22 protein-coding genes and 1 pseudogene are annotated in these 22,970 nt (G+C 31.1%); 18 read left to right on the top strand and 5 right to left on the bottom strand.

Going from position 1 to position 22,970, the window contains the following annotated elements; translation table 11 throughout:
* Positions 1–15: 15 nt before the first annotated feature.
* Positions 16–597, bottom strand: coding sequence for a thioredoxin family protein (locus tag FYJ33_RS04000; protein WP_154530476.1), 582 nt, complete (start codon positions 595–597; stop codon positions 16–18).
* Between the two features lie 277 nt (positions 598–874).
* On the opposite strand from FYJ33_RS04000, the pseudogene FYJ33_RS04005 reads away from it, so the two are divergent.
* A pseudogene (locus tag FYJ33_RS04005) lies at positions 875–1,201 on the top strand (5-oxoproline transporter, DUF969 family subunit); the annotation flags it as partial.
* A 162-nt stretch (positions 1,202–1,363) separates the two neighbouring features.
* Here the strand turns inward: FYJ33_RS04005 and FYJ33_RS04010 are convergent.
* A complete protein-coding gene (locus FYJ33_RS04010) occupies positions 1,364–2,311 on the bottom strand; it encodes a hypothetical protein (protein WP_328598651.1) in 948 nt (315 codons plus the stop codon).
* Positions 2,312–2,491: 180 nt separating this feature from the next.
* On the opposite strand from FYJ33_RS04010, the gene pcp reads away from it, so the two are divergent.
* On the top strand, positions 2,492–3,133 hold the full coding sequence (gene pcp, locus FYJ33_RS04015; protein ID WP_154530478.1) for a pyroglutamyl-peptidase I: 642 nt from the start codon (positions 2,492–2,494) through the stop codon (positions 3,131–3,133).
* Positions 3,133–3,558, top strand: a complete 426-nt coding sequence (locus FYJ33_RS04020; RefSeq protein ID WP_154530479.1) for a gamma-glutamylcyclotransferase family protein — start codon at positions 3,133–3,135, stop codon at positions 3,556–3,558. Before pcp ends, FYJ33_RS04020 begins: the two co-directional genes overlap by 1 nt.
* 207 nt (positions 3,559–3,765) lie before the next feature.
* Here FYJ33_RS04020 and FYJ33_RS04025 read toward each other — a convergent pair whose 3' ends face one another.
* On the bottom strand, positions 3,766–4,230 hold the full coding sequence (locus FYJ33_RS04025; RefSeq protein WP_154530480.1) for a peroxiredoxin: 465 nt from the start codon (positions 4,228–4,230) through the stop codon (positions 3,766–3,768).
* A 325-nt stretch (positions 4,231–4,555) separates the two neighbouring features.
* Here FYJ33_RS04025 and FYJ33_RS04030 point away from each other — a divergent pair, with 325 nt between their 5' ends.
* Together FYJ33_RS04030 and FYJ33_RS04035 are read left to right on the top strand one after the other, a co-directional pair.
* A complete protein-coding gene (locus tag FYJ33_RS04030; protein WP_154530481.1) occupies positions 4,556–6,250 on the top strand; it encodes a carbon starvation CstA family protein in 1,695 nt (564 codons plus the stop codon).
* Positions 6,251–6,380: 130 nt separating this feature from the next.
* Entirely contained in the window at positions 6,381–7,085 is a 705-nt protein-coding gene (locus tag FYJ33_RS04035; protein ID WP_154530482.1) for a pseudouridine synthase, read from the top strand.
* Positions 7,086–7,266: 181 nt separating this feature from the next.
* Here FYJ33_RS04035 and FYJ33_RS04040 read toward each other — a convergent pair whose 3' ends face one another.
* Positions 7,267–8,496 (bottom strand): NAD(P)-dependent oxidoreductase, encoded by a 1,230-nt coding sequence (locus FYJ33_RS04040; RefSeq protein ID WP_154530483.1) that lies wholly within the window; start codon positions 8,494–8,496, stop codon positions 7,267–7,269.
* A 231-nt stretch (positions 8,497–8,727) separates the two neighbouring features.
* Between FYJ33_RS04040 and FYJ33_RS04045 the strand changes: the two genes are divergently transcribed.
* The 9 genes from FYJ33_RS04045 to FYJ33_RS04085 all read left to right on the top strand — a co-directional run bounded on the left by FYJ33_RS04045 (position 8,728) and on the right by FYJ33_RS04085 (position 18,622).
* Positions 8,728–9,642: a ketopantoate reductase family protein gene (locus tag FYJ33_RS04045; protein WP_154530484.1), complete on the top strand. Its 915-nt coding sequence runs from the start codon at positions 8,728–8,730 to the stop codon at positions 9,640–9,642.
* 93 nt (positions 9,643–9,735) lie between these two features.
* Positions 9,736–10,401, top strand: coding sequence for an ABC transporter ATP-binding protein (locus FYJ33_RS04050; RefSeq protein WP_154530485.1), 666 nt, complete (start codon positions 9,736–9,738; stop codon positions 10,399–10,401).
* Between the two features lie 11 nt (positions 10,402–10,412).
* Positions 10,413–12,926: an FtsX-like permease family protein gene (locus FYJ33_RS04055; protein ID WP_154530486.1), complete on the top strand. Its 2,514-nt coding sequence runs from the start codon at positions 10,413–10,415 to the stop codon at positions 12,924–12,926.
* Positions 12,927–12,942: 16 nt separating this feature from the next.
* Positions 12,943–13,614 (top strand): response regulator transcription factor, encoded by a 672-nt coding sequence (locus FYJ33_RS04060; RefSeq protein WP_328598652.1) that lies wholly within the window; start codon positions 12,943–12,945, stop codon positions 13,612–13,614.
* Between the two features lie 2 nt (positions 13,615–13,616).
* Positions 13,617–14,855, top strand: a complete 1,239-nt coding sequence (locus tag FYJ33_RS04065; protein WP_206046607.1) for a sensor histidine kinase — start codon at positions 13,617–13,619, stop codon at positions 14,853–14,855.
* An 87-nt stretch (positions 14,856–14,942) separates the two neighbouring features.
* The gene (locus FYJ33_RS04070) at positions 14,943–15,530 is read left to right on the top strand and encodes a hypothetical protein (RefSeq protein ID WP_154530489.1); all 588 of its coding nucleotides are present in this window, start codon (positions 14,943–14,945) and stop codon (positions 15,528–15,530) included.
* 2 nt (positions 15,531–15,532) lie between these two features.
* Positions 15,533–16,339, top strand: a complete 807-nt coding sequence (locus FYJ33_RS04075; RefSeq protein ID WP_154530490.1) for a phospholipase C/P1 nuclease family protein — start codon at positions 15,533–15,535, stop codon at positions 16,337–16,339.
* Positions 16,340–16,547: 208 nt separating this feature from the next.
* Entirely contained in the window at positions 16,548–16,859 is a 312-nt protein-coding gene (locus FYJ33_RS04080; protein WP_154530491.1) for a DUF1540 domain-containing protein, read from the top strand.
* Between the two features lie 146 nt (positions 16,860–17,005).
* Positions 17,006–18,622, top strand: coding sequence for a C40 family peptidase (locus tag FYJ33_RS04085; RefSeq protein ID WP_154530492.1), 1,617 nt, complete (start codon positions 17,006–17,008; stop codon positions 18,620–18,622).
* 25 nt (positions 18,623–18,647) lie between these two features.
* Here the strand turns inward: FYJ33_RS04085 and FYJ33_RS04090 are convergent, their stop codons facing one another.
* Positions 18,648–19,121: a metal-dependent transcriptional regulator gene (locus FYJ33_RS04090; RefSeq protein ID WP_154530493.1), complete on the bottom strand. Its 474-nt coding sequence runs from the start codon at positions 19,119–19,121 to the stop codon at positions 18,648–18,650.
* 148 nt (positions 19,122–19,269) lie between these two features.
* Here FYJ33_RS04090 and FYJ33_RS04095 point away from each other — a divergent pair, with 148 nt between their 5' ends.
* The 4 genes from FYJ33_RS04095 to FYJ33_RS04110 all read left to right on the top strand — a co-directional run bounded on the left by FYJ33_RS04095 (position 19,270) and on the right by FYJ33_RS04110 (position 22,961).
* A complete protein-coding gene (locus FYJ33_RS04095) occupies positions 19,270–19,491 on the top strand; it encodes a FeoA family protein (RefSeq protein WP_338157069.1) in 222 nt (73 codons plus the stop codon).
* A 24-nt stretch (positions 19,492–19,515) separates the two neighbouring features.
* Positions 19,516–21,630, top strand: a complete 2,115-nt coding sequence (gene feoB, locus FYJ33_RS04100) for a ferrous iron transport protein B (RefSeq protein ID WP_154530494.1) — start codon at positions 19,516–19,518, stop codon at positions 21,628–21,630.
* 69 nt (positions 21,631–21,699) lie between these two features.
* On the top strand, positions 21,700–22,101 hold the full coding sequence (locus FYJ33_RS04105) for a hypothetical protein (RefSeq protein WP_154530495.1): 402 nt from the start codon (positions 21,700–21,702) through the stop codon (positions 22,099–22,101).
* A 263-nt stretch (positions 22,102–22,364) separates the two neighbouring features.
* The gene (locus FYJ33_RS04110) at positions 22,365–22,961 is read left to right on the top strand and encodes a TetR/AcrR family transcriptional regulator (protein ID WP_154530496.1); all 597 of its coding nucleotides are present in this window, start codon (positions 22,365–22,367) and stop codon (positions 22,959–22,961) included.
* Positions 22,962–22,970 lie beyond the last annotated feature (9 nt).

The raw sequence follows: 22,970 nt of genomic DNA on the forward strand, positions 1-22,970 counted from the left end.
AATATTCATTCAGAATTAATCTTGAGGGGATGAAGATTCAGATTTATATGGCAGCTTTGTTTTATCAAATGAAATATAATTGTTCTGTTCTGTTCCAAGAATCAATTCAATAAGTTCGTCTAAAAGAATGTCATTAAATTCACCATTTCTAAAGTCTGTAATGATGCTGTCAGCATCTTCTCTAAATTGTACATCTGATAAGATTTTTTTAAAAGCCACAGGAAATTCACAGTATTTTGAGATAACATTGCTATTAGTGTCCATATTAATAAATGTAGGTATTTTGGATTCACTAAGACATTTGTTTAAGAAATCTTTATGTTCTTCTATATCATAAAAGTTAATATGTATATTAGGATTAATTTTGCTTATCTCTACAAGTATAGGAGTTGCAGTAGCGGCATCAGGGCATCTTGATGACGAGAAGACTGCTATATTTGTTTCTATATTTATACTTAATATTTTATCGAGAATTTTATCTTTAGAATTGTTAAAATAACTGATCTGTTGGGATTCCTTATGAACAATCATATCAAGATTTTCTTTCGATGCTTTGGCTTTGAAAGAATTATAATCAATGCTTTTTCCTAAAATCATTTTAAACCTCCTAATATTTAAATTAAGATTAGTCTACTGTATTTGCTCTAATATTGCAATTTAATATTAGAGACAAGTGAATACAGATTTATTATATATCGACAAAATATTTGAAATATATCCTGCATATTCGACATAAAAATGCAAGAAATAAATAAGAAAACGTTATCTTTTAATCAAAAGCAAAGATAATTATAAAATTGTTAATAATTTCCATAGAATTATAATTAAATTTAATGTATAATTATAAAAAACAGATGAAATGAATTGAAAAACAATAGCATTAATTGGGATTTTAATAATTATTATAGGATTTGCACTGAATCTTAATACTATAGCAGTAGTTATTAGTGCGGGTATTGCAACTGGATTAGTTGCAGATATGAGTATTTTTGAAATACTTAATACTTTAGGAGAAACGTTTATTGCTAAAAGAGAAATGTGTTTATATTTATTAACACTTCCTGTAATCGGATTATGTGAAAGATATGGACTTAAAGAAAAGGCAATTATGCTTATTAAAAAGGCAAAAGGATTATCAACTGGTAAGTTGCTAACTGGATACTTATTCATTAGAGAGGTTTCATCAGCAGTATCTGTGAAAGATAGTGTAAAGTTTCGTATGAAAAAATAAAGAAGAAATATTTCTTACTTATTTTAGAAATATGAACTTAATCTTTCATTTGATTTTTAAAATTGAATATAGCAAATAGGCCTTCGGTGACGGAGGCAAAAAATAACAATAAATATTTAGTTAAATTACTTGTCAGGAAGCATCTGATTCTTGCATTTGAAGAATTGTCTGTTGACCTAAGCTAATGAGTATCTGCCATTTAGCAGGCATGTTTTCGGCAAACTCAAACTCTTTAAGCTCATTTAAAGGCTTCCAGTAATTATAAGGATGAGGTCTTAAAAAGTTGTAATATGCAGTCCATAAAGAAAAACCGTAAAGGGCACCGTCATCACTGCCGTATCCGCAAGTAACACGATAGGATGATTTGAAAGTCCTGTTTAATCGCTCAACAACTTGTTTTACCCATCTGAATTCTGTTGAGACAGGATCATCATTTGTTAATCCAATGACTTGGGTTAGATTAAAGATTTTATCTTCTTCCAATTCAAATTGCTGCTTTGCTAATGGATACGCACTATAGCCATCAGCAATGAACTTAAGAGTTTTGTTTGGGAAGTTTTTAATTAAATTAGCAAGATAGTATGAACACTTATTATTTGTGCATTTATGTACTTTAAAATGTTTTCGTTCCTTACGTTCCGTAAGCGTCGAGCCACAGTATGGACATTTAAAAACTAAAGGCTTAGTAACAAAATTAGACTCTTGAAATGCAGTACCATAAACTTTGCATTGATACTGGCCTTTACTACCATTGTTATCATAGATGTATTCATGAGTGGCACCACATTTAGGACAGACAATTTTGTGGGATATAGTTTTACCGTTACGTCTTTGGACGGGCTTGATAATTTTATTATATTTATGCTTGTAATACGCTAAAAGCAGTTTGTAATCAACCTGCTCAAAACGTTTGATTATAGGAAGTTTATCAACTTTGAACTTTTGATATTTAGGACTGTTAGAATCATCAAATTGCATTTGTTTAAGTGGTATATGCTGAGCAATAAATCCTATAAGTTGATAAATAATTTTAATTCGATATTGATTATATATTAGTAAATAAGTTATAATTGAATCCACAATAACGACATCCTTTCGTGTTTATTTTTGTATTGTAGGAGATTCAATTGTAACATGAAATTAGGGGGTCGTTGTTTTTTTATACAAAAAAACTTCCGAAACCTTGATATATAAATAAATTTTAAAGTAAAAAGTGTGAAGAAACTTTACACTAACTAATAAATTAAGGGAGCTGATATTATGAAGGTATTAATAACTGGTTTTGATCCGTTTGGCGGAGAAAAGATAAATCCTGCTCTAGAAGCAGTTAATGCGCTTCCAGACAACATCGCTGGAGCCGAAGTAATAAAAATAGAAATTCCTACAGTTTTCAGAAAATCATTAGAAAGAATAGAAGAAAACATAATAAAATATAATCCTGATATTGTTATTTCAGTTGGACAAGCAGGTGGAAGATTTGGTGTTACTCCTGAAAGAGTAGCAATCAATATAGATGATGCAAGAATTGAAGATAATGAAAAAAATCAGCCTTTAGATATCACTATATTTGAAGATGGCGAAAATGCATATTTCTCAAACCTTCCAATAAAAGCAATGGTTAAGGAAATGAAGGAAAATGGTATTCCAAGTGCTGTTTCAAATACTGCAGGAACTTTTGTATGTAATCATGTTATGTATGGAATACTATATATGATAGATAAAAAGTATCCTGGAGTTAAGGGCGGATTCATCCATGTTCCATATACACCAGCTCAAGTTATTGATAAGCCTGAAAAACCATCAATGTCAGTAAATGATATAGCAAAAGGATTAGAACTTTGTATCAAGGCAGCAGTAGAGAATAACGAAGACATCAAAGTAATAGGAGGTACAATTTGCTAATGAGTAATATTAATATTTTTGTTTATGGAAGTTTAAGAGAAGGGTTTTACAATTATGACAAGTATCTAAAGGGAAGAGTTATCAAGATGACTCCAGCAGTTTTAAAGAACATGGATTTATATGATCTTCCATATAAGGGCTACCCAGCTATAACTAAAGGAACTGGAATAGTTCAGGGAGAAATCTTTGAAGTTGAAAATTATGATGATACTATAAATGCTATCGATGTAATGGAAAACTTCAAGGGAGAAGGAAATCCTGAAAATGAATATCATAAAACTTTACTTGAAGTTGAACACAAAGATGGAACTAAGGAAAAGTGTTATGTTTACTTCTATAATCCATCAATAGATGAAAGATTTGAAAAAGACGCAATATACATAGCAGACGGAGACTGGAAAAAGTTTAAGTTAGCTCAGAAATAGTAGAATATAGTTTCTCACAAAAAGAGTTTGTGGGAAACTTTTTTTATATTAATAATATACTGCACATAGAGGTTTGGAGGCTTTGGCTTCATTAAAATATAAGAAACCAGCTAGCAAAACTAGCTGGTTCCATCCATAATTCTAAATTTTAAAATCTAAATTCTTAATTATTTCTAGTCTTTAAATAGTATGGAGACTCTTGTTTATTTAAATATTTGTTAGTACATCATCTACATGTCCAGGTACTTTTACTTTTCTATATGCTTTTGTAATTATGCCTTCTTCGTTGATTATAAATGTACTTCTTTCGATTCCGTAACATATCTTACCAAACATTTTCTTTTCTTTCATTACATTATACATATTACATACTGTTTCATCTTCATCAGATAAAAGAATAAAAGGAAGATCATATTTAGCTATGAATTTGTCATGAGATTTTAGTGAATCTCTGCTTATGCCAAGTATCACTGTATTTTTGTTGCTTACATCATCGAAGCAGTTTTTAAAATCTTGAGCCTCAACAGAACATCCTGGTGTGTTGTCTTTAGGATAAAAGTATAATATTATCTTTTTGCCCAAGTAATCGCTTAGTTTATGTTCTTTTTTATCTGATCCATTCAAAGTAAAGTCTGGTGCTTTCATACCTTCTTTTATTATTATATTTTTCATTATGTATACCTCCATAGATTATATTGATTATTATCTAATAATTCTTATTGGTTGTAAATACAATTGATAAAAAAATAATAAATGACGAGTTATTTTGATAAGAAACATGTAAAAACTAATAAAATAAAGAAAATGCACAATAAAACTTAAAAAATATTGACAAAATATCACTCTGGTATTATTATCTAAATAATGAAATATTGGATTTGCAAAACAAAATATAATCTATATGTAAAATGTATAAAATATATCAAGTGCTAGCCGGTATATTTAGTATAAATTTATATTAAAAATAAGAAATTATTTTTACTTGGGGGTTATTATTATGAATGGATTATTAATGGTAGGTGTTGCTATAGTTATTTTAAGCAGTGCATATTTATTTTATGGAAGGTGGCTTGCGAATAAATGGGGCATAGATGCAAAAGCTAAGACACCTGCATATACTCATGAAGATGGTGTGGATTTCATTCCGACATCAAAAGGAGTAGTATTTTCACATCAGTTCTCGTCAATAGCAGGAGCTGGCCCTGTAACAGGACCTATACTTGCAGCAGTTTTTGGGTGGGTTCCAGTATTATTATGGCTTCTAGTTGGAGGAATATTCTTTGGAGCAGTAACAGACTTTGGAGCAATGTATGCATCAGTTAAGAATGAAGGTAAATCTATAGGATTTCTAATTGAGCAGTATATAGGTAAAACAGGTAAGAAGATTTTTTCACTTTTTGCATGGCTTTTTACCTTACTTGTAATTGCAGCATTCTCAGATATGGTTGCTACAACATTTAATGGATTCACAAAAACAGGTGCCAAAAGCTCACCAAATGCAGCAGCAGCATCTATTTCAATGCTTTTTATAGTTGTTGCAATGATTTTTGGATTATATGTAAAATATAGAAAGCCAAATTCTAAACAGCAGTTTATTATTGGAGTTGTACTTCTTGTAGGAATGCTTGCACTTGGAATAGCATGTCCGTTATATTTCAGCAAAAATGTATGGCTTGTAGTAGTATGTATATATCTTTTCCTTGCATCTATTACACCTATGTGGCTTCTTATGCAGCCAAGAGATTATCTTAGTACATTCCTTCTTATAGGAATGATTGTTGGAGCAGTTGTTGGAGTAGTAGTAGCGAATCCAGCTATGAATCTTCCTGCATTTACTGCATTTAATGTTGGTGGGAAAAACTTATTTCCTACATTATTTGTTACTATAGCATGTGGTGCTGTATCTGGTTTCCACAGTCTTGTTTCATCAGGTACTTCATCTAAGACTGTCAAAAATGAAAAAGATATGCTTGGAATTAGTTATGGGGCAATGCTTGTAGAATCACTACTTGGTGTTATAGCACTTGTAGTTGCAGGATCTGTTTCTGTAGGAGGAAAGCTTCCAGATGGAACACCATTCTCAATATTTGCAGGTTCAGTTGCAGGATTTTTAGGCAAGCTTGGTGTACCTAATCACGTTGCTGTATGTTTTATGACAATGTGCGTTTCAGCTCTAGCACTTACTTCATTAGATTCAGTTGCACGTATAGGACGTATGTCATTCCAGGAATTATTTCTTGATGGCGAGGATGATTTATCTAAAGTAACAGGAGTTAAGAAAGTATTAACAAATAAGTATTTTGCTACAGCAGTTACTCTTGCACCTGGCTTTGTATTATGTCTTGGAGGATATAATAATGTCTGGCCATTATTTGGAGCTGCAAACCAGCTACTTTCAGCACTTGTACTAATTACACTTGTTGTATTCCTTAGAGCAACAGGACGTAAAGGATTTATGCTATGGGTTCCTATGCTTGTAATGATGGCAGTTACATTTACTGCATTATTACAAGCTACAGTAAATCTATTAAAGAAGCTTTTTGTTACAGGAAATTTCGTATTCATGGTAGATGGATTACAGTTAATTATTGCAATAATGCTTATGGCACTTGGAGTTATTGTAGTTTTATCTTGTGCAAAAAAGTTGTCTGGAACTAAGAATGTAAAAGCTGATAATGTAGCAGAAGCATAAAATAATAGATTTTGCTAATTTAATATTAAGATAGAAAAGAAGCTGTTATAAATTATGTGTGGATTTATGACAGTTTCTTTTTTATATGATAAAATCTAGAGTATTAATTATATTGTAAAGGAAAGTTTATATGCGTATAAATAAGTTATTGAGCAACAAGGGCATATGCTCTAGAAAAGATGCAGCGAGAATGATAGAAGAAGGTAGAATAACTGTAAATGGAAAACAGTGCATACCTGGCCAGTGGGTAGAAGAAAGTGATGAAATATTAATAGATAATGAGGAAATTTATGATCATGAAAAAGTGTATCTAGCATTTAACAAACCAAGGGGAATAACATGTACTGCTGAAAAGACTGTACATAATAATATAATAGATTATATAAGTTATGGAGCTTATATCTTTCCTATAGGAAGACTGGATAAAGAGTCACAGGGGTTAATCATTCTCACAAATGATGGTGATCTTGCTAACGATATTTTAAATTCCGATAATTATCATGAAAAAGAGTATATTGTAACACTTACAGAAAAATATGATGATGAGTTTATAGAGAGGATGAGCAGTGGAGTTAATATTAACTGTGGAGTTACAAGAAAATGTATAGTTAAGAGAGTAGATGATTTTACTTTTAAGATAATTCTTACACAGGGATTAAACAGGCAGATAAGAAAAATGTGTAGAGCACTTGGATACACAGTAGATAAGCTAAAGAGAATAAGAATATTAAATATAAAAATAGATAATATAGAAGAAGGAAAGTGGATATATATAACAGAACAGGAAGTGGATGAGTTGAGAAGGTTAGCTGGACACAAGAAAAATAATTTTTAAATTTAGATTTTAAATTTAAAATTGAATTTGAAAACAGCAGGCATTTTAATGACTGCTGTTTTTATTGATAATAGAGGCTTTATTTCCAAGTCTATAAATTATTTTATTTATGAATTTAGAAGAGTTTTAAAGAGGCAATTTCATCTTTATTTTGGAAGCTCCGAAGGAGTTCCATCATCGATTATAAATTATTACAGTATTCGTCTATTGATTTGGCAACTTTTTTTGCAGAGGCAACTGCTTCAACTACTGTTTTGCCGCCAGTTACAACATCACCACAGCTAAAGACACCTTTTTTAGTGGTTCTGCCACTTTCATCGATGATAATAAATCCACGTCTATTAGTATCTATATCAGTGTTTGATGAAACAATATTAGTTTTAGGCATCTGGCTTACAGCTATTATTACTGAATTACATTCAAAGAATTCTTCATCTCCATCTAATATTTTTGTAGAAATTCTACCATTTTCATCAGTAACGTTTTGGGTCTTTGCAAGTTTCACACCGCTATCTGTAATTTCAAGAGGAGCGTGGAAGAATTTAAATTTAACACCGTCTTCTTTAGCTTCACGTATTTCATCTCTAGTAGCAGGCATATTTTCTTCACCTTTTCTGTAAAGTATATATACTTCATCAGCTCCAGAACGTTTTGCAGTTCTTGCCGCATCAATTGCAACATTTCCACCACCGATAATGGCAACTCTTTTTCCTAATCTGTATACAGATGGTGAAGAAAGATAGTCTATAGCGTAATGAGCATTGCCTAAAGATTCTCCCTTTATATTAAGAGGCATTGGATTCCAGACTCCAGTACCAACAAAAACTGCCTTATAACCATCGGATAAAAGCTTATCTAAAGAAAGTACTGGCCCTACAACAGTATTTGGTCTTATAGTAACTCCTAATTCTAGAAGTTTTTCTTCCATCATATCAACTATTTTATTAGAAAGTCTGAATTCTGGAATTCCATATCTAAGAACGCCGCCTATTTTTTCATGTGCATCAAAAATTGTAACTTTATATCCTTTTAAAGCAAGTATCATGGCAATAGTAATTCCAGCAGGACCTGCACCAACAACTGCTACATTATCCTTGTTTTTAGCAGCTTTATCAAAATGAAGTGAATTAAGGTATTCTGTTGATAATTCCTTTTCGATTTCATGGAATTTAACTGGTTCGCCTTTGAGTCCTCTTACACAGTTTCCTCTACACTGATTTTCATGAGGACATACTATTGAACATATTAGTGAAAGTGGATTATTTTCAAAAAGTATTTTGCCAGCTTCTTGATTTTTTCCTTCTTTATAAAGTGCAATTACTTCAGGTATAGATGTGCTTATTGGACATGCATTTTTACATCTTGGATTTTTGCATTGTAGACATCTGTTAGCTTCATCTATTAATAACATTTGTTTTATCCCCCCTTAATTGTATTAAAAATACAATTTATTGATATAATTATTATACGACAAATCGCTTTTGTTTTAAATGTAATAAATGCTTAATGATAATAATATTGTAAAAGAATTTATATAATTACATTTGTTATATTTTATTATTTGATGATTTGATAGTTAATATCAAAAATGGTAAATTATAATGGTGTTTAAGATAAATAATGTATAATATAGGAGGATGTTATGAAAATTGCAGTTATAGGATCAGGTGCTATGGGGTGCTTATACGGAGCATATCTTTCAAAAGACAATGAAGTAATAATGATTGATGGATGGAAGGATAATGTTGAAAAAATAAATGAAAATGGGATAACGCTAGATGAGGAGAATGGTTCATATACATATAAAGCAAAGGCATACGAGGATTCAAGAGATATTAATGATGTTGATCTTGTGATTGTTTTTGTGAAATCAATTAATACAATAAGTGAGTTAAATAAACATAAAAATATTTTTAAGGAAGACACAATAGTGCTTACACTTCAAAATGGATATGGAAATGATGAAGACATAATGAAGTTTGTAAAGAAAGAGAACATAATTATTGGAACTTCTTCACATAGTTCTATAATGGTAGGACCAGGACATGCAAAACATGCTGGTTGTGGTACAACACATATTAGTACAGTAGTTGGAAATCAGGATAATGCAGAAAAAGTTGCAGAAATATTCAATAAAGCTAGATTCATTACTGAAGTAAATAATGATGTAAAAAGATTAATATGGAGTAAGCTATTTGTTAACATAGCTATAAACCCATTAACAACAATTCTTAAAATGAATAATGGTGCAGTTGCTGAAAATGACAGCGTAAAAGAAATAGCAGCAAAGCTTGTAAAAGAAGCTGTGATCGTGGCTAATAAAGAAGGAATGAATTTTACTTTTGAAGAAGCCTTTAATAATGCACTAGATGTATCATATAAAACAAGATTAAGCAAATCATCAATGTATCAGGATACTTTAAGAAAAGCAAAAACTGAAATAGATAAAATAAATGGAACAGTTGTAAGACTTAGCAGCAAGTATAACATTGAGTGTCCATATAATAGCATGATATGTGACCTTGTACATGCAATAGAAAGTGAGTACATAAAATAGTTTTATTACAAAATTGTAATAAAGTAATTAACTCTGCTGTAATATTGATAGTTTATTATAAACTCATGAAGAAAATTTTGGAGGAATATAGGTATGAAAGTAATAGAAACTAAGAACCTTGGAAAAGTATATGGGAAAAGTGAAAATAAAGTTGTTGCACTTGATAACATCAATATGAATGTAGAGAAAGGAGAATTTGTTGCGATAATAGGAGCAAGTGGTTCTGGAAAAAGTACACTTCTTCATCAGATAGGAGGCGTAGACAAGCCAACTAGTGGTCAGGTAATTATAGATGATACAGATATATATAAACTTAATGAATCAAAATTAGCTATTTTTAGAAGAAGAAAAATAGGCTTTATATTTCAGTCATTTAATCTGATACCAGTTCTTTCAGTGGAAGAAAACATTAAGATGCCGGCACTTCTAGATCATAGAACTGTAGATGAAGAATATTTTAATGATCTTGTAAAAACATTGGGGCTTAAGGAAAGGCTTAATCACCTGCCATCGGAATTATCTGGTGGACAGCAGCAGAGAGTTGCAATAGCAAGAGCTCTTATCAATAAGCCTTCAATAGTGCTTGCGGATGAACCTACTGGAAATCTTGATAGTGAAAATTCAAAAGAAATCATCGAGATGATTAAATATTCTGTTAAAAAATATAATCAGACAGCAATAGTTATAACTCATGATTTAAACATAGCAGAAAATGCTGATAGAATCATCAAAATCAAAGATGGCAGAATTGTTGAATAGGAGGAAGTATCATGAAAAGTTATAGTGAAATATCAAACCGATACATGAAACAGAATAAGAAACGATCATTGATGACTATCTTTGGTATAATGATGGCAACAGTTCTTATATTTGCTGTAGGTACATTCCTTTTAAGTTTCAGGGATTCTATGATAGCTAATGAAAGAAGTACAGGTAATGATTTTGAATTTAAGTTTATTGATGTAACAGATAAGCAAGCTGAAAAGATCATCAAGAATGTTGAAGTAGCAAATTTTTCAGTACAGAGGTCCACTGATGATAAACAAAGTTATAAGGTCAATAATAAAGAGTGTTATCTTTTAGTAGGTGATAGTGGGTATTTTAAAAGACTTTATAGAAGTAAATTAAGTTCAGGAAAGATGCCTGAAAAATATGGCGAGATTGTAATTGATAATTATACAAAGAAGTACCTTGAAACTAATATTGGTGATAAAATCAAGCTTGAGAATTCAGAAGGCAAGAATGAAGAGTTTGAAGTTGTAGGTATATCTAAATCAGATTATTACTTAGGACTTAATATTGCGACATATTTTGATTCATCTAGGATGACTAGTGATGAAAAATATACAGTTGCAGTTAACCTAAAATCAAATAAGAATAAACAGTCTATAATTAAGAAAATAGCATCTAACGCAGAGGTAACAATAAATTCAGATAATCTTACCGGTAATAGTAAAATACTTTATTTAACAGGCAATGGTAGTAATAAGGACAAGAATATTGCTTTAGAATATATAACAATATTTGTTATTGCAATAATAGTTGTATGTACAATTATAGTAATATACAATTCATTTAACATGTCTGTTATAGAAAGAATCAGGTATTTCGGAATACTTAAGGCTATAGGGGCTACGCCTTCACAGATTAAGAGAATAATTTTTAATGAAGGAATCAAGATGGGGCTTATTGCATTTCCAGTTGGATGTATTGTAGGATTCTTTGCGCTAAAGTATGGTATAAAGATTTTTGTTGGCGGAGATCTGTTAGGAATGGATAACTTCACAGTAAAATTTTATTGGGAAGCAATTCTCATTTCAGCAGTAGTAGTAGCTGTGACAATCTTCCTTTCAATGATTTTTCCTGCTGAAAAAGCTAAGAGGATACCAGCTGTTGAGGCTATGAAAAACTCAAACGAAATTAAAAAGGGTAAGCTTAAGAAAAGAAAGAGTGGGCTTATTGGCAAGATCTTTGGTATTGAAGGAGATATTGCATATAAGAACATAAAGAGAACACCTCTTAGATTTATCATAACAGTTTTAGCATTAACTGTTTCAATAGTTATTTTTAATGTGTTCTATGGTTTCATGGACTATGCGAAGCAGATGGTAAGAGAAGAGTATGGAAATGTAGCGTATCAGGCTGAAGTTCAACCATCATTGAATTTTGACGAAAAATCTATCGATGAATTTAAGAAAAACAGCTTCATTAAAAATATGTCTGTATTTAGGACTGATAATACTATATATTCGGTAATAGATAAAAATGAAGTAAATACAGCAGCTAAAAGGTATAAATTTGAACATGACTTTGGTGAAGATAAGGTTAATTTGTTAACCAGGGTAATTTCAACAGACAATAATTCTTTAAATATATTAAAGGACTATATTGTTGAAGGTAAGATTGATAAAAAGAAAATAAATGAAGGCCAGGTGATAATTGTAGCAGGCTACAAGGATAAAAATGAAAATGGCAAGATTAAAACAGTATATCCTGCAAAGTATAAGGTAGGAGACAAAATAAGAATTCCAAAAGTAAATCTTGATTTAGATCGTAAAGAAGAAAATTACCATGATAAATATATGAATGCAGCAAAAAAGGCAGTAAGAAATAATGAATATTATGAGTTTACTATAATGGCTATAGCTAACCGAGATCCTTTTTCAGGGTTTTCATCTGATAATGCAGTACAGATATTTATGAATAATAAAACCGCAAATGTAATAAAAGGAACTAAGATGATAAGCAGAATAGGAATCAACTTTGATAATGATAATGACAGAACTAGAGCTCTTGATTATTTTAGTAAGAATGATAATAATGCTATGTATAATTATGTGGATAAGCAGCAGGCAGTTGATCTTATCACTCATACTTATAATCAGATATCATTCTTTGTATACTGTTTTATCATAATTGTATCTGTAATCTCAATTGTTAATATACTTAATACAATCTCAACAAATCTTTTGCTTAGAAAGAAAGAATTTTCAACCATGAAGGCTATAGGCATGACGCAGAAACAGCTTAGAAAGAGTGTTATACTTGAAGGTACAATATATGGTATAATATCATCAATAATTGGTGGAGCAATTTCTGTTGCATTACTTCTTCTGCTTATAAAGTTAGGCGGAGGACTTGGCGAAGTACAGTATAAATTTGCAGTAATACCATTTATATCATCAATTATAGTTACAATTCTTGTAACATATGCTGCAACTTTAGCACCACTAAAAAAACTAAAGACTATTACAATAGTAGAAGGGATAAGAGACGACGATTAGGACTATAAGGGGTGATGTGATGATAATATTATTAGTAGAAGATGATGAAACACTTTCTATGGGGATTGAGTACTCACTTAAGAATGATGGCTTTGAAGTTGAATGTGCATATACTCTAAAGCAGGCTGAGGAAAAGTATGAACACGCAGATATGATACTTCTTGATGTAACTCTTCCTGATGGAACAGGTTATGATTTATGTAGGAAAGTGAGAAAGAGTAGCGAAGTGCCGATTATTTTTCTTACAGCATGTGATGAAGAGGGAAATATAGTACTGGGACTTGACATAGGAGCCGATGATTACATCACAAAACCTGTAAGAATAAGAGAACTTACAGCCAGGATTAAGGCTGTAGCAAGAAGAAAAAGCAAAAACACATCTAACGATATGATAACATTCAGGAACCTTACCATATATCCTCTAAAATATGAGGTTTATAAGGATGGGGAAAAGATACAGCTTACAACAATGGAGTACAAGCTACTGCTTATGTTGATCAAAAATATAGGAAATGTTCTCACAAGAAAACAGCTTTTAAGCAGTCTGTGGGATGTAGATGGAGATTTTATTGAAGAAAAAACACTTACAGTCTACATAAAAAGGCTGAGAGAAAAGCTGAAAGAAGACAAGAATTGTCCATATATTGAAACTATAAGAGGCATTGGCTATAGGATTGTAGGAGTATAATGATGAAAATAAAAGAATTGTATGGAAATCCTGAAATAAAGAGAATAAATAAAAGATATATATTGATAGCAATTGTAGGAAGCATTATTATAATGCTTTCTTCATTTATTATCGCAGAAAAAATAAATAATGATATAATTAACAGCAATATAAAGACTTATGCTGATATTATTGAATATAACAATAAGATAGATATTATAAAAAATTTTAGCCAGGATGTATCAAAGGGAAAACTTAAAGAAGCCAAGGAAGTTTTAAAAAGTTATGGCTATGATGAGAACCTTTCTTTTGCAGCAAATGGATTGTTTTATAAATTGTTTTTCATGACAGCATGCGTGTTCCTTGCTATATTTTATTTGATTACAGCAGTTTGTTATTTTATCTCAGTAAGAGATATAAAAAGAGTATTTGATTCGTTAAATAAAATAATTGATTCAGCTGACAAGATAACTAATGGTGAGTATAGAAATATTGATGGAGACTTTGAAGAAGGAATAATTTCTATCCTTATCTCAAAAATAAATTATCTTGGTGAGAGAATAAATAATTCTATAAGCATGCTGGAGAAAGAGAAGAACAATCTTAAAGATTTTCTTGCTGATATATCACATCAGCTTAAAACTCCACTTTCTTCTCTCATTATGTTTAACGATATAATGAAGACTAATGAAAAATTATCAGATGAGGACAGGAATAAGTTTATAGTAAAATCAGATGAACAGCTGCAGAGGATGGAATGGCTTATCATGAATCTTTTAAAGATGGGTAGACTGAAGGCAAGGGCTGTAAAGTTCGATATGGAAAAGCAGCCAATAAGAGAAGCTGTTGAGATTGCTATAGCGCCTTTTATGCAGAATATAAAAAGCAGTAAAAGTATCATTGCTGAAGGTGATCTTGATGCCGATATTAATCACGATAAAGATTGGTTGGCTGAAGCTTTTTCCAATATTATAAAGAATGCAGTAGAACATACTGATGATGACGGAATAATAAAAGTTACAGTATTACAGGGAAAACTTATTACAAGGATTCTTATAAGTGATAATGGAAAAGGAATGACGGAAGAAACAAGAAAGAATATTTTTAAGAGATTCTATAAGTGTAATAAAAGTGTAGATCCAAATAGTATAGGAATTGGGCTTTCACTTTCAAAGAGCATTATAGAAGCACAGAATGGCGAAATAAAAGTATTTAGTGAGCTCAATAAAGGTACTACTTTTATTATAAGCTTTATGAACTAGGAATATTAAATTTTAAATAAGGCATTATAATATTAGAATTTAATATTTGAATTGATGTTTTCAATTCATGCCTGGGAGGAATAGAGAATGAACAAAAGAATAAAAGCATTGACTTTAGCAGCGGTTGCTGCAATGGTTGTTAATTTTTATGGATGTGGAGAAGAAAAGACAGTACAGCCACAGGAAAACTCAGGAACTGGTGCACAGAGCAGTGAAGCAGCGTCTATTTCAAGTAAAGAAGATTATGCAAATTATCTTGAAGACAGAGCAAATGTCTATCTTACTGACTTGAAGATAGACACAGATTATGATTTTAACAAGTTAGACGAAGCAAAAGTAGAAGTTTCTGAAGATATGGTAACAGGCACAAAAACTTCATATGAAGATTTAAGACAGGGACTTGAAAACTTAAAGACAGACCTTGAGACAAATGTAAAGAGCGATGATGCAGAAGTTAAAAAGATGAATGCAGATGTTATAGCTAGCATCGATAAAAATCTCGCTGAGATAAATAAAGCACATGAATCATTAGATAAGGATAGTGATAGTCTTTTAAAGAAGAGTAAGGATGATTTTATATCAACTATGAAGGACATTGAAAAAGCACCCAGAGCAGCAAAAGATGAACTTACAAAAATGATAAATGACGCAAAAAACACACTTGGAATTAAATAATAATGAAGAAAAGCTTAAGTGTATTTTTAATTTCAGTAGTAATACTTAATCTTTTTACAGTGAAAAGTATATATGCAAAAGATAATCATAGATATGAATCGGGTGGATCAAATCATTCTCATCAGATATTCTGCAACAATGCATTTAATATACTATGTAATGATTTTGGCAGAGAAAACATACAGCCTATATTAAATGATAAGTATGTAATTGTAATTTCTAGTGATCTTCCTGATAAGGATGAAAAAGATAATTTATATAGCAGTCATTTCTATAATCCATACAGTGGAAAAAGCTATCTTGCTGGGTTTCTTAAAGGCAGTAAGGAAAATGCATATAAAAAGTACAGGGAGCATCTAAATAATGCACTTGACAATTATAAATCTAATCATGAATATGCTATTACAGAGTTTGGCAGATCACTTCATTATTTTCAAGATATTAATGAACCTCACCATGTAGCAAATTTGACAGCAGCAAATAGCACACATTATTTTTATGAGAAGTATGTAGATAATCGAAATTATGATTTATTGATAAATCATAGTTCCAAGTATAACGAATATAAAGATTACAGATTTAAAGAGTTTGCTGATATGATTTTTGTAAAAAGTGCAAAATATGCTTATAGTTTCTCGTCCGTAGTTAATAACCCTATACTGTATCTAACTGGTGATAGGTGGTTTGAAGCTGCTAAAAGTACTACTGATAATATGCAGCAGTATATGGCAGCACTGATTTATAGATTTTATGAAGAAGTCGGGGAAGTTGATTCTCCGGCTTTTTGCATACACAAAAGCTCAAGTTAAACCTTGGGAATAGGTTTTCTTGAGCTTTTTAATGGGGAACTTAGTGTTTTTAATGTTTTATGGGAAATTGTTTATTTACTTTACAATTACTATTATAAAAGTGAATTGTGGCAGAATTATGTCAAAACTATATAAAGTCTATATGAAAGGTGAATAAATTATTTTTTAGAAGAGCAAAATAAAACAAAATGATTTTGGAGGGATAGATATGACTAAATTAAATTGTAGTGTTAAAAATTGTGCTAATAATAATCATAATTATTGTTGCATAAGTTCAATTTATGTAGGTGGTAAAAATGCCGATGAACCTGAGTATACTGACTGTGAAAGTTTTGTAGAAAAAGATAATGGTTTCACAAATCTTACAGTTGATCCTAATCCCAATGTAGAAGTTGGATGTGCAGCTGAAAAATGTGTATATAACTGTAGTCATATATGTACTGCAGATAGTATAAAGGTTGCTGGTGAACATGCTCATCAAGCAGAGCAGACATTATGTGCAACTTTTTCTGAGAAGTAATACATAAATGTGGTTAAAAGGAAAATTAACATAATAATTTTCCTTTTTTCTATATTATTCTTGAAAAAAAGTTCAAAAAACTTTAGTATTAATAGTGAAGTTAATGATTATATGTTAAAATTTGCGCATCGTAGGAGGAAAGAATTTTGAAAAAGGAAAAATTACGCGGAATAATACTGGGTGCTACGATTTCAACAGCAATTTTGATTCCTAAAGATAATGCATATGCAGCAGAATTAAATACTAAAGGTACAGTACAAAATGTAAGCAGCTTTCTAAGAATAAGAGAAAATGCTTCAACAAGTTCTGCTATTGTAGGTGAGCTTAAGAATAATACAGTAGTAGATATTAAAGAGAAAAAAGGAGACTGGTATAAGATACAGCATGGTAATGTATCAGGATATGTTTATGATGAATATATTAATGTTGCTGTGGAAGAGCCAAGAGTTTTAACTGCTTCTAAAAGCAGTAATACTGGATATGTCACAAATGTAAGTACTTCTTTAAGATTAAGGCAAGGTCCATCAACAAGCACTAATGTTATTGATTACTTGAGAAATGGACAAGCACTTAAGATAGAAGGACAGGAAAACAACTGGTACAAAGTTTCTGTAAATGGTAAGACAGGTTATGTATCAAAAGATTATGTAAAATTATCAACAAGTAGCAGTACAAACAATAGTACAAGTAGTTCATCTGGTTCTTCATCAAATAATAGTCATAGTAGTACAACTTCTGGAACAATTCAAAACTATGCTACTAAGAATGGTACATTACAGAATGTGAGCAGCAGCTTAAGAATTAGAAGTACGGCTAGTACAACAGGTTCAGTTTTAGGATATATCTATCCAGGTACAACATTTAAAATTATAGGAGAATCTGGTTCTTGGTATTATGTTGATGTCAATGGTAAAAAAGGATACGCCAGCAAAGAATACATTAAAATAACTTCAGCTAGTAGTTCAAGCAGTAGTACAAACAATAACAGCAGTTCTTCTGGCTCTTCCTCAAATAACAGCCAGAATAGTACAAGCTCAGGAACAAATCAAAACTATGCTACTAAGAATGGGACATTACATAATGTGAGTAGCAGCTTAAGAATTAGAAGTACGGCTAGTACAACAGGTTCAGTTTTAGGATATATCTATCCAGGTACAACATTTAAAATTATAGGAGAATCTGGTTCTTGGTACCACGTTGATGTGAATGGTAAAAAAGGATATGCTAGTAAGACATATATTAAGATTGTTACGGCTTCAAGTTCAAGTAATTCAAATAGCAGTAGTTCACATGAATCAAGTAGTGAACACGTATCAGCTACTTATGAAAAAGTATTTAGTTTAATGAAACAGCAAATTGGTTCACCATATGTTTATGGTGGTGCGGGAGAAGAATTAACATCGTCATTATTAGACAGACTAAAAGCTGAAAACCCTTCTTATGCAAGTGCTGGAAAGTATGATAATGCAGCAAGAGAAGTAGGAAAAGGCTATAAGGCATTTGATTGCTCTGGTTTAATGTATTGGGCATTTAAACAGGTTGGAATTAATATTGGAAGAAGCACATATTCACAAATTAACAGTGGAATAGAAGTCCCTCTTAACGATCTTAAGCCAGGAGATTTATTGTTCTATAGTAATTTGGGACATGTTGGAATGTATATAGGAAATGGACAATGGATTGAATCACCGAACCATAATGGATGTGTTAGAATCACCAATGTTCCGTGGAAAAGTATTGGAAGAGCTAGAAGAGTTCTTTAATAATTTAAAAAATCAGACATATTTTTTATGTCTGATTTTTTTTATTTAAAATATATTTATTAGTAAAGTCTTTTTTTAAATCTGGATTATCATTAAAATATTTTGATAAACACTTAATCCCCCAAATTGTCTCATCATTAAGCGTATGTTCAATCTTCTCTGCCTCTTCAAGTGTCTTTGAAACATTTATCATCTTTAAAAAATTTTCTAGTGTCTCGTGTCTGTCTAAAAGAAATTTCCCTATAGTTACTCCTTTCTTTTTTAACCTTACTATGCTGTATTTTTCATAATCTATATATCCAAGAGAATCAAGCTTTTTGAGCATTCTTGTTACAGATGGAGGCTGAACATTTAGTGCTGCAGCCAGTTCATTGCCACGTGTAAAACCTCTTTCAAGGCTGAGTCTGTAGATCATTTCTAGGTAATCTTCTCCAGATGCACTGAGAATATTATAATCACTTTTCATATATTGCGTAAATGTGTAAAATTCATTGTCCATAAAAACCTCCATATTATTTGTATACTAAGATTTATATGAAATTTTTTCAAAAATATGAACCATCTATAGTTATATATACTACTATATATTAATAAAAAGTTAGTCGAGGATAAAAAAATTAGTCTTGTATAATACGAGGAGGAATGTAATGATGAAAAAATTAACAGAAGCAGAAATAAATCAGAAAGTTGAAATAAAAAATCTTCTTGCAGATGGTTTAATCAGAGAACGTATGCTGGCTTTAGGTTTTACAAAAGGAGCTGTATTAGAAGTTGTAAGAAAAGGACCTTTAAACGATCTTACTCTTTATAACGTACGTGGAACAATGATAGCTCTAAGAAGTGAAGAAAGTCAGTTAATCGAAATATAATAAATATTTTTATGGAGGTTGTTTATGGGACTTACTTATGAATCTACTGGTAAGGATTCGTTAAAAGAATTATTTAATGTGGACAAAACTGATAATCAATTTGTAATATCTTTGGCTGGTAATCCTAATACAGGGAAAAGTACAGTGTTTAATGCACTGACAGGATTACATCAACATACTGGAAACTGGCCGGGCAAGACGGTTACAAATGCTCGTGGTGAATTTAAGTATAATAATAGAGACTATATATTAGTTGATCTTCCAGGAACTTATTCTATTTTTGCGTCTTCTGTGGAAGAAACAGTAGCTAGAGATTTTATCTGTTTTGGTAATCCTGATGCTACTATAGTAGTTACAGACGCTAATTGTTTAGAAAGAAACTTAAATCTTGTATTTCAAGTTATGGAGATTACAAAGAATGTTATACTGTGTATTAACCTTATTGATGAAGCCAAAAGGAATGGTCTTTACATTGATGGATCAGGCATTGAAAAGGAACTTGGTATTCCAGTTGTCCTTACTGCTGCTAGAAATAATGTAGGGCTTGATGTATTAAAGGACAAAATTGAAGAAATGTCATTAAATAAAGAAGGTAATTCACGGGAAGTAGTACAATATAGTGACAGAATAGAAAAACTGGCAGGAGAAATAGAACAAGAAATTAAAAAGGCAGGGATAAAAATTAATTCCAGATGGCTCGCTTTAAGAATAATCGACAGAGATGAAAGTCTGCTAAAGTCAATGGAAAAGTATATAAATATTAAAGTAGTAGATCAAATATCTCTAAAGTTTAAAGATAAAATAGAAGCACTTAGCAAAAAGGAGATACGTGATGAAATTACAGAAAAAAATTATAAACTGGCTGAAAAAATAAGCAGAAAATATGTAAAACAGATAGGGAAGAAAAACGAATTAAATAAAAAAATAGATGATGTCATTACATCAAAAAAATATGGCATACCACTAATGTGCGCTATGCTTGCATTGGTATTATGGTTAACAATAGAAGGTGCAAATTACCCATCGGAGCTTTTAAGTACAGGACTATTTAAACTTCAGGATATTTTGAAAGAATGGTTTATAGAACTGGCAGTACCATCATGGATTACTGGAGTGTTAATAGATGGATTATATAAAACGCTTGCATGGGTAGTTTCTGTAATGCTTCCACCTATGGCAATATTCTTCCCTCTATTTACGCTATTAGAGGATCTGGGATATCTACCGAGAGTTGCTTTTAATCTTGATCATCTGTTTAAAAAAGCATGTGCACATGGTAAGCAGTGTCTTAGTATGTGCATGGGACTTGGATGTAATGCAGCAGGGGTAATTGGCTGCAGAATAATAGACTCTCCAAGAGAAAGGCTTATTGCAATTCTAACAAATAATTTTGTGCCTTGTAATGGAAGGTTCCCTACACTTATTGCAATAGCAGCAGTATTTTTTACGGCTAAAGTCACTGCAGGAGGATTAAATGTTATACCTGCACTAATAGTTACTGGTATTGTTATACTGGGCATCTTAATGACACTGATTGTATCATATGTATTATCAAAAACATTACTAAAAGGTGTACCTTCAAGTTTTACATTAGAACTTCCACCTTATAGGAAACCTCAGGTAGGTAGAATTCTTTATACTTCAATTATCGATAGAACCATTTTTGTTTTAGGAAGGGCTGTAGTGGTAGCTGCTCCGGCAGGTGCTATTGTATGGTTGCTAGCTAATATCAAGATTGGGAATATGAGCGTGCTTGCAGCCATTTCAGGTTTCTTAGATCCATTTGCCAGATGTTTAGGCCTTGATGGATATATACTTATGGCATTTATTTTTGGAATACCAGCAAATGAGATAGTCATTCCTATATTATTAATGGCTTATTTATCAACATCATCAATGACTGATTTTCAAAGCATTGATCAGTTAAGACAGATACTTGTTTCACATGGATGGACATATATTACTGCTCTTAATACAATGCTTTTTGCACTATTGCACTGGCCTTGTGCCACAACACTGTATACAATAAAAAAAGAGACCGGTAGTATAAAATGGACGATTGCAGGTTTTGTTATACCTACAGCTATCGCCATAGTAGTATGTTTTTTAACTACAACAGTAGCAAAAGTGATAATGTAATAAAATTATTATAATCTTAAGCCACCTTTATGCTATAATATATAAATATTAGTGTGAGGTGGTTTTTTTATGGTAAAAATAATGAAGGAATTTTTAAATATAGTAAATAATATTCATGATGCAATACAGAATTCTGTGGGGGGATTAGGGACAGGCATCAATGATAAGCAGCTGCATTTTATTGTTATTGGCATCATAGGTATGGTAATATTCTTTGCAACTCAGGCATTGTTTAAGTGGCTTTCAAAGTACAGCATAACTGCAATTTCATTTATTTATTCATTAACTGTGCTTACTGTTATAGTATTTGCTATAGAAATAGAACAGTGGCTTACTAAAAGAGGAAACATGGAATTTGGTGATATTGTTGCTGGAATGAATGGATTTTTCTATTTGTTCTGTGTATATCTGGCTATAAGATTTGTTATATTTGGAGTTAAGAAAATAATAACAATTGCAAAAGAGAAATAGTATAAATTGATTCTATATATAAATTGGGCATGTATTTTTGTACATGCTCTTTTTTTACACATAATTACGTGTCTGTAATTTAATTGGTTTATATTATATTGAGTATAACAAAAAAGAGATGAAAAGTGAGCAACTCTTAGATGCGTAAGAAATAGAATAAATTCAAAAAAATGGCTGAAAAATATTGACTAATAGTCATTTTGGACATATAATGGTAATTGTTAAATGACTATTAGTCATATTTGCAAAGGAGAATAGCATTGATGAGCAAAGAAAAAAATATAATGAAGAAAAATTTAAAGAAAGAGAAGCTGTGTAGCTCAGCATTCGATTTATTTATATCAAAGGGGATTAATAATACAGCAATTGATGACATTGTAAAAAGAGCGGGTGTTGCTAAGGGGACATTTTATCTGTATTTTAAGGACAAGTATGACATCATCAATAAAATAATACTTCAAAAAAGTAGACAGATATTTGATGAAGCAATGGATGCAACCAAGAAGTCTCATATTATTGAATTTGATGAGATGTGTATATTTTTTGTAGAATATGTGATTAATTACTTTAAAGATAATAAACTAATGCTTAAGCTAATTAATAAGAACTTTTCATGGAGCCTATATAAGATTGCAGTCAGCAGGTTGGATGAACATGACGAAGTAGAAGAGACTGTAACCTTTTTTATAGAAAAACTAATAGAAAGAGGTATGTCAGGAGAGGAGGCTGAGATTACACTATTTTTGATTGTAGAATTGGTTGGAAGCGTATCGTATAACTGCATAATCAATAATGAACCGACAGACATAGATAGTATTAAACCTATTTTATTTAAAAAAATACTAACTATGATAGCTTGAGTTTAAAAG

Source organism: Inconstantimicrobium porci, from assembly GCF_009696465.1.
Lineage (GTDB): Bacteria > Bacillota > Clostridia > Clostridiales > Clostridiaceae > Inconstantimicrobium > Inconstantimicrobium porci.

What these genes read in the sequence shown, in the direction of transcription:
- FYJ33_RS04000 (WP_154530476.1), bottom strand. Translation starts at nt 597, where the DNA reads ATGATTTTAGGAAAAAGCATTGATTATAATTCTTTCAAAGCCAAAGCA.
- pcp (WP_154530478.1), top strand. Translation starts at nt 2,492, where the DNA reads ATGAAGGTATTAATAACTGGTTTTGATCCGTTTGGCGGAGAAAAGATA.
- FYJ33_RS04020 (WP_154530479.1), top strand. Translation starts at nt 3,133, where the DNA reads ATGAGTAATATTAATATTTTTGTTTATGGAAGTTTAAGAGAAGGGTTT.
- FYJ33_RS04025 (WP_154530480.1), bottom strand. Translation starts at nt 4,230, where the DNA reads ATGAAAAATATAATAATAAAAGAAGGTATGAAAGCACCAGACTTTACT.
- FYJ33_RS04030 (WP_154530481.1), top strand. Translation starts at nt 4,556, where the DNA reads ATGAATGGATTATTAATGGTAGGTGTTGCTATAGTTATTTTAAGCAGT.
- FYJ33_RS04035 (WP_154530482.1), top strand. Translation starts at nt 6,381, where the DNA reads ATGCGTATAAATAAGTTATTGAGCAACAAGGGCATATGCTCTAGAAAA.
- FYJ33_RS04040 (WP_154530483.1), bottom strand. Translation starts at nt 8,496, where the DNA reads ATGTTATTAATAGATGAAGCTAACAGATGTCTACAATGCAAAAATCCA.
- FYJ33_RS04045 (WP_154530484.1), top strand. Translation starts at nt 8,728, where the DNA reads ATGAAAATTGCAGTTATAGGATCAGGTGCTATGGGGTGCTTATACGGA.
- FYJ33_RS04050 (WP_154530485.1), top strand. Translation starts at nt 9,736, where the DNA reads ATGAAAGTAATAGAAACTAAGAACCTTGGAAAAGTATATGGGAAAAGT.
- FYJ33_RS04055 (WP_154530486.1), top strand. Translation starts at nt 10,413, where the DNA reads ATGAAAAGTTATAGTGAAATATCAAACCGATACATGAAACAGAATAAG.
- FYJ33_RS04065 (WP_206046607.1), top strand. Translation starts at nt 13,617, where the DNA reads ATGAAAATAAAAGAATTGTATGGAAATCCTGAAATAAAGAGAATAAAT.
- FYJ33_RS04070 (WP_154530489.1), top strand. Translation starts at nt 14,943, where the DNA reads ATGAACAAAAGAATAAAAGCATTGACTTTAGCAGCGGTTGCTGCAATG.
- FYJ33_RS04075 (WP_154530490.1), top strand. Translation starts at nt 15,533, where the DNA reads ATGAAGAAAAGCTTAAGTGTATTTTTAATTTCAGTAGTAATACTTAAT.
- FYJ33_RS04080 (WP_154530491.1), top strand. Translation starts at nt 16,548, where the DNA reads ATGACTAAATTAAATTGTAGTGTTAAAAATTGTGCTAATAATAATCAT.
- FYJ33_RS04090 (WP_154530493.1), bottom strand. Translation starts at nt 19,121, where the DNA reads ATGGACAATGAATTTTACACATTTACGCAATATATGAAAAGTGATTAT.
- FYJ33_RS04095 (WP_338157069.1), top strand. Translation starts at nt 19,270, where the DNA reads ATGATGAAAAAATTAACAGAAGCAGAAATAAATCAGAAAGTTGAAATA.
- feoB (WP_154530494.1), top strand. Translation starts at nt 19,516, where the DNA reads ATGGGACTTACTTATGAATCTACTGGTAAGGATTCGTTAAAAGAATTA.
- FYJ33_RS04105 (WP_154530495.1), top strand. Translation starts at nt 21,700, where the DNA reads ATGGTAAAAATAATGAAGGAATTTTTAAATATAGTAAATAATATTCAT.
- FYJ33_RS04110 (WP_154530496.1), top strand. Translation starts at nt 22,365, where the DNA reads ATGAGCAAAGAAAAAAATATAATGAAGAAAAATTTAAAGAAAGAGAAG.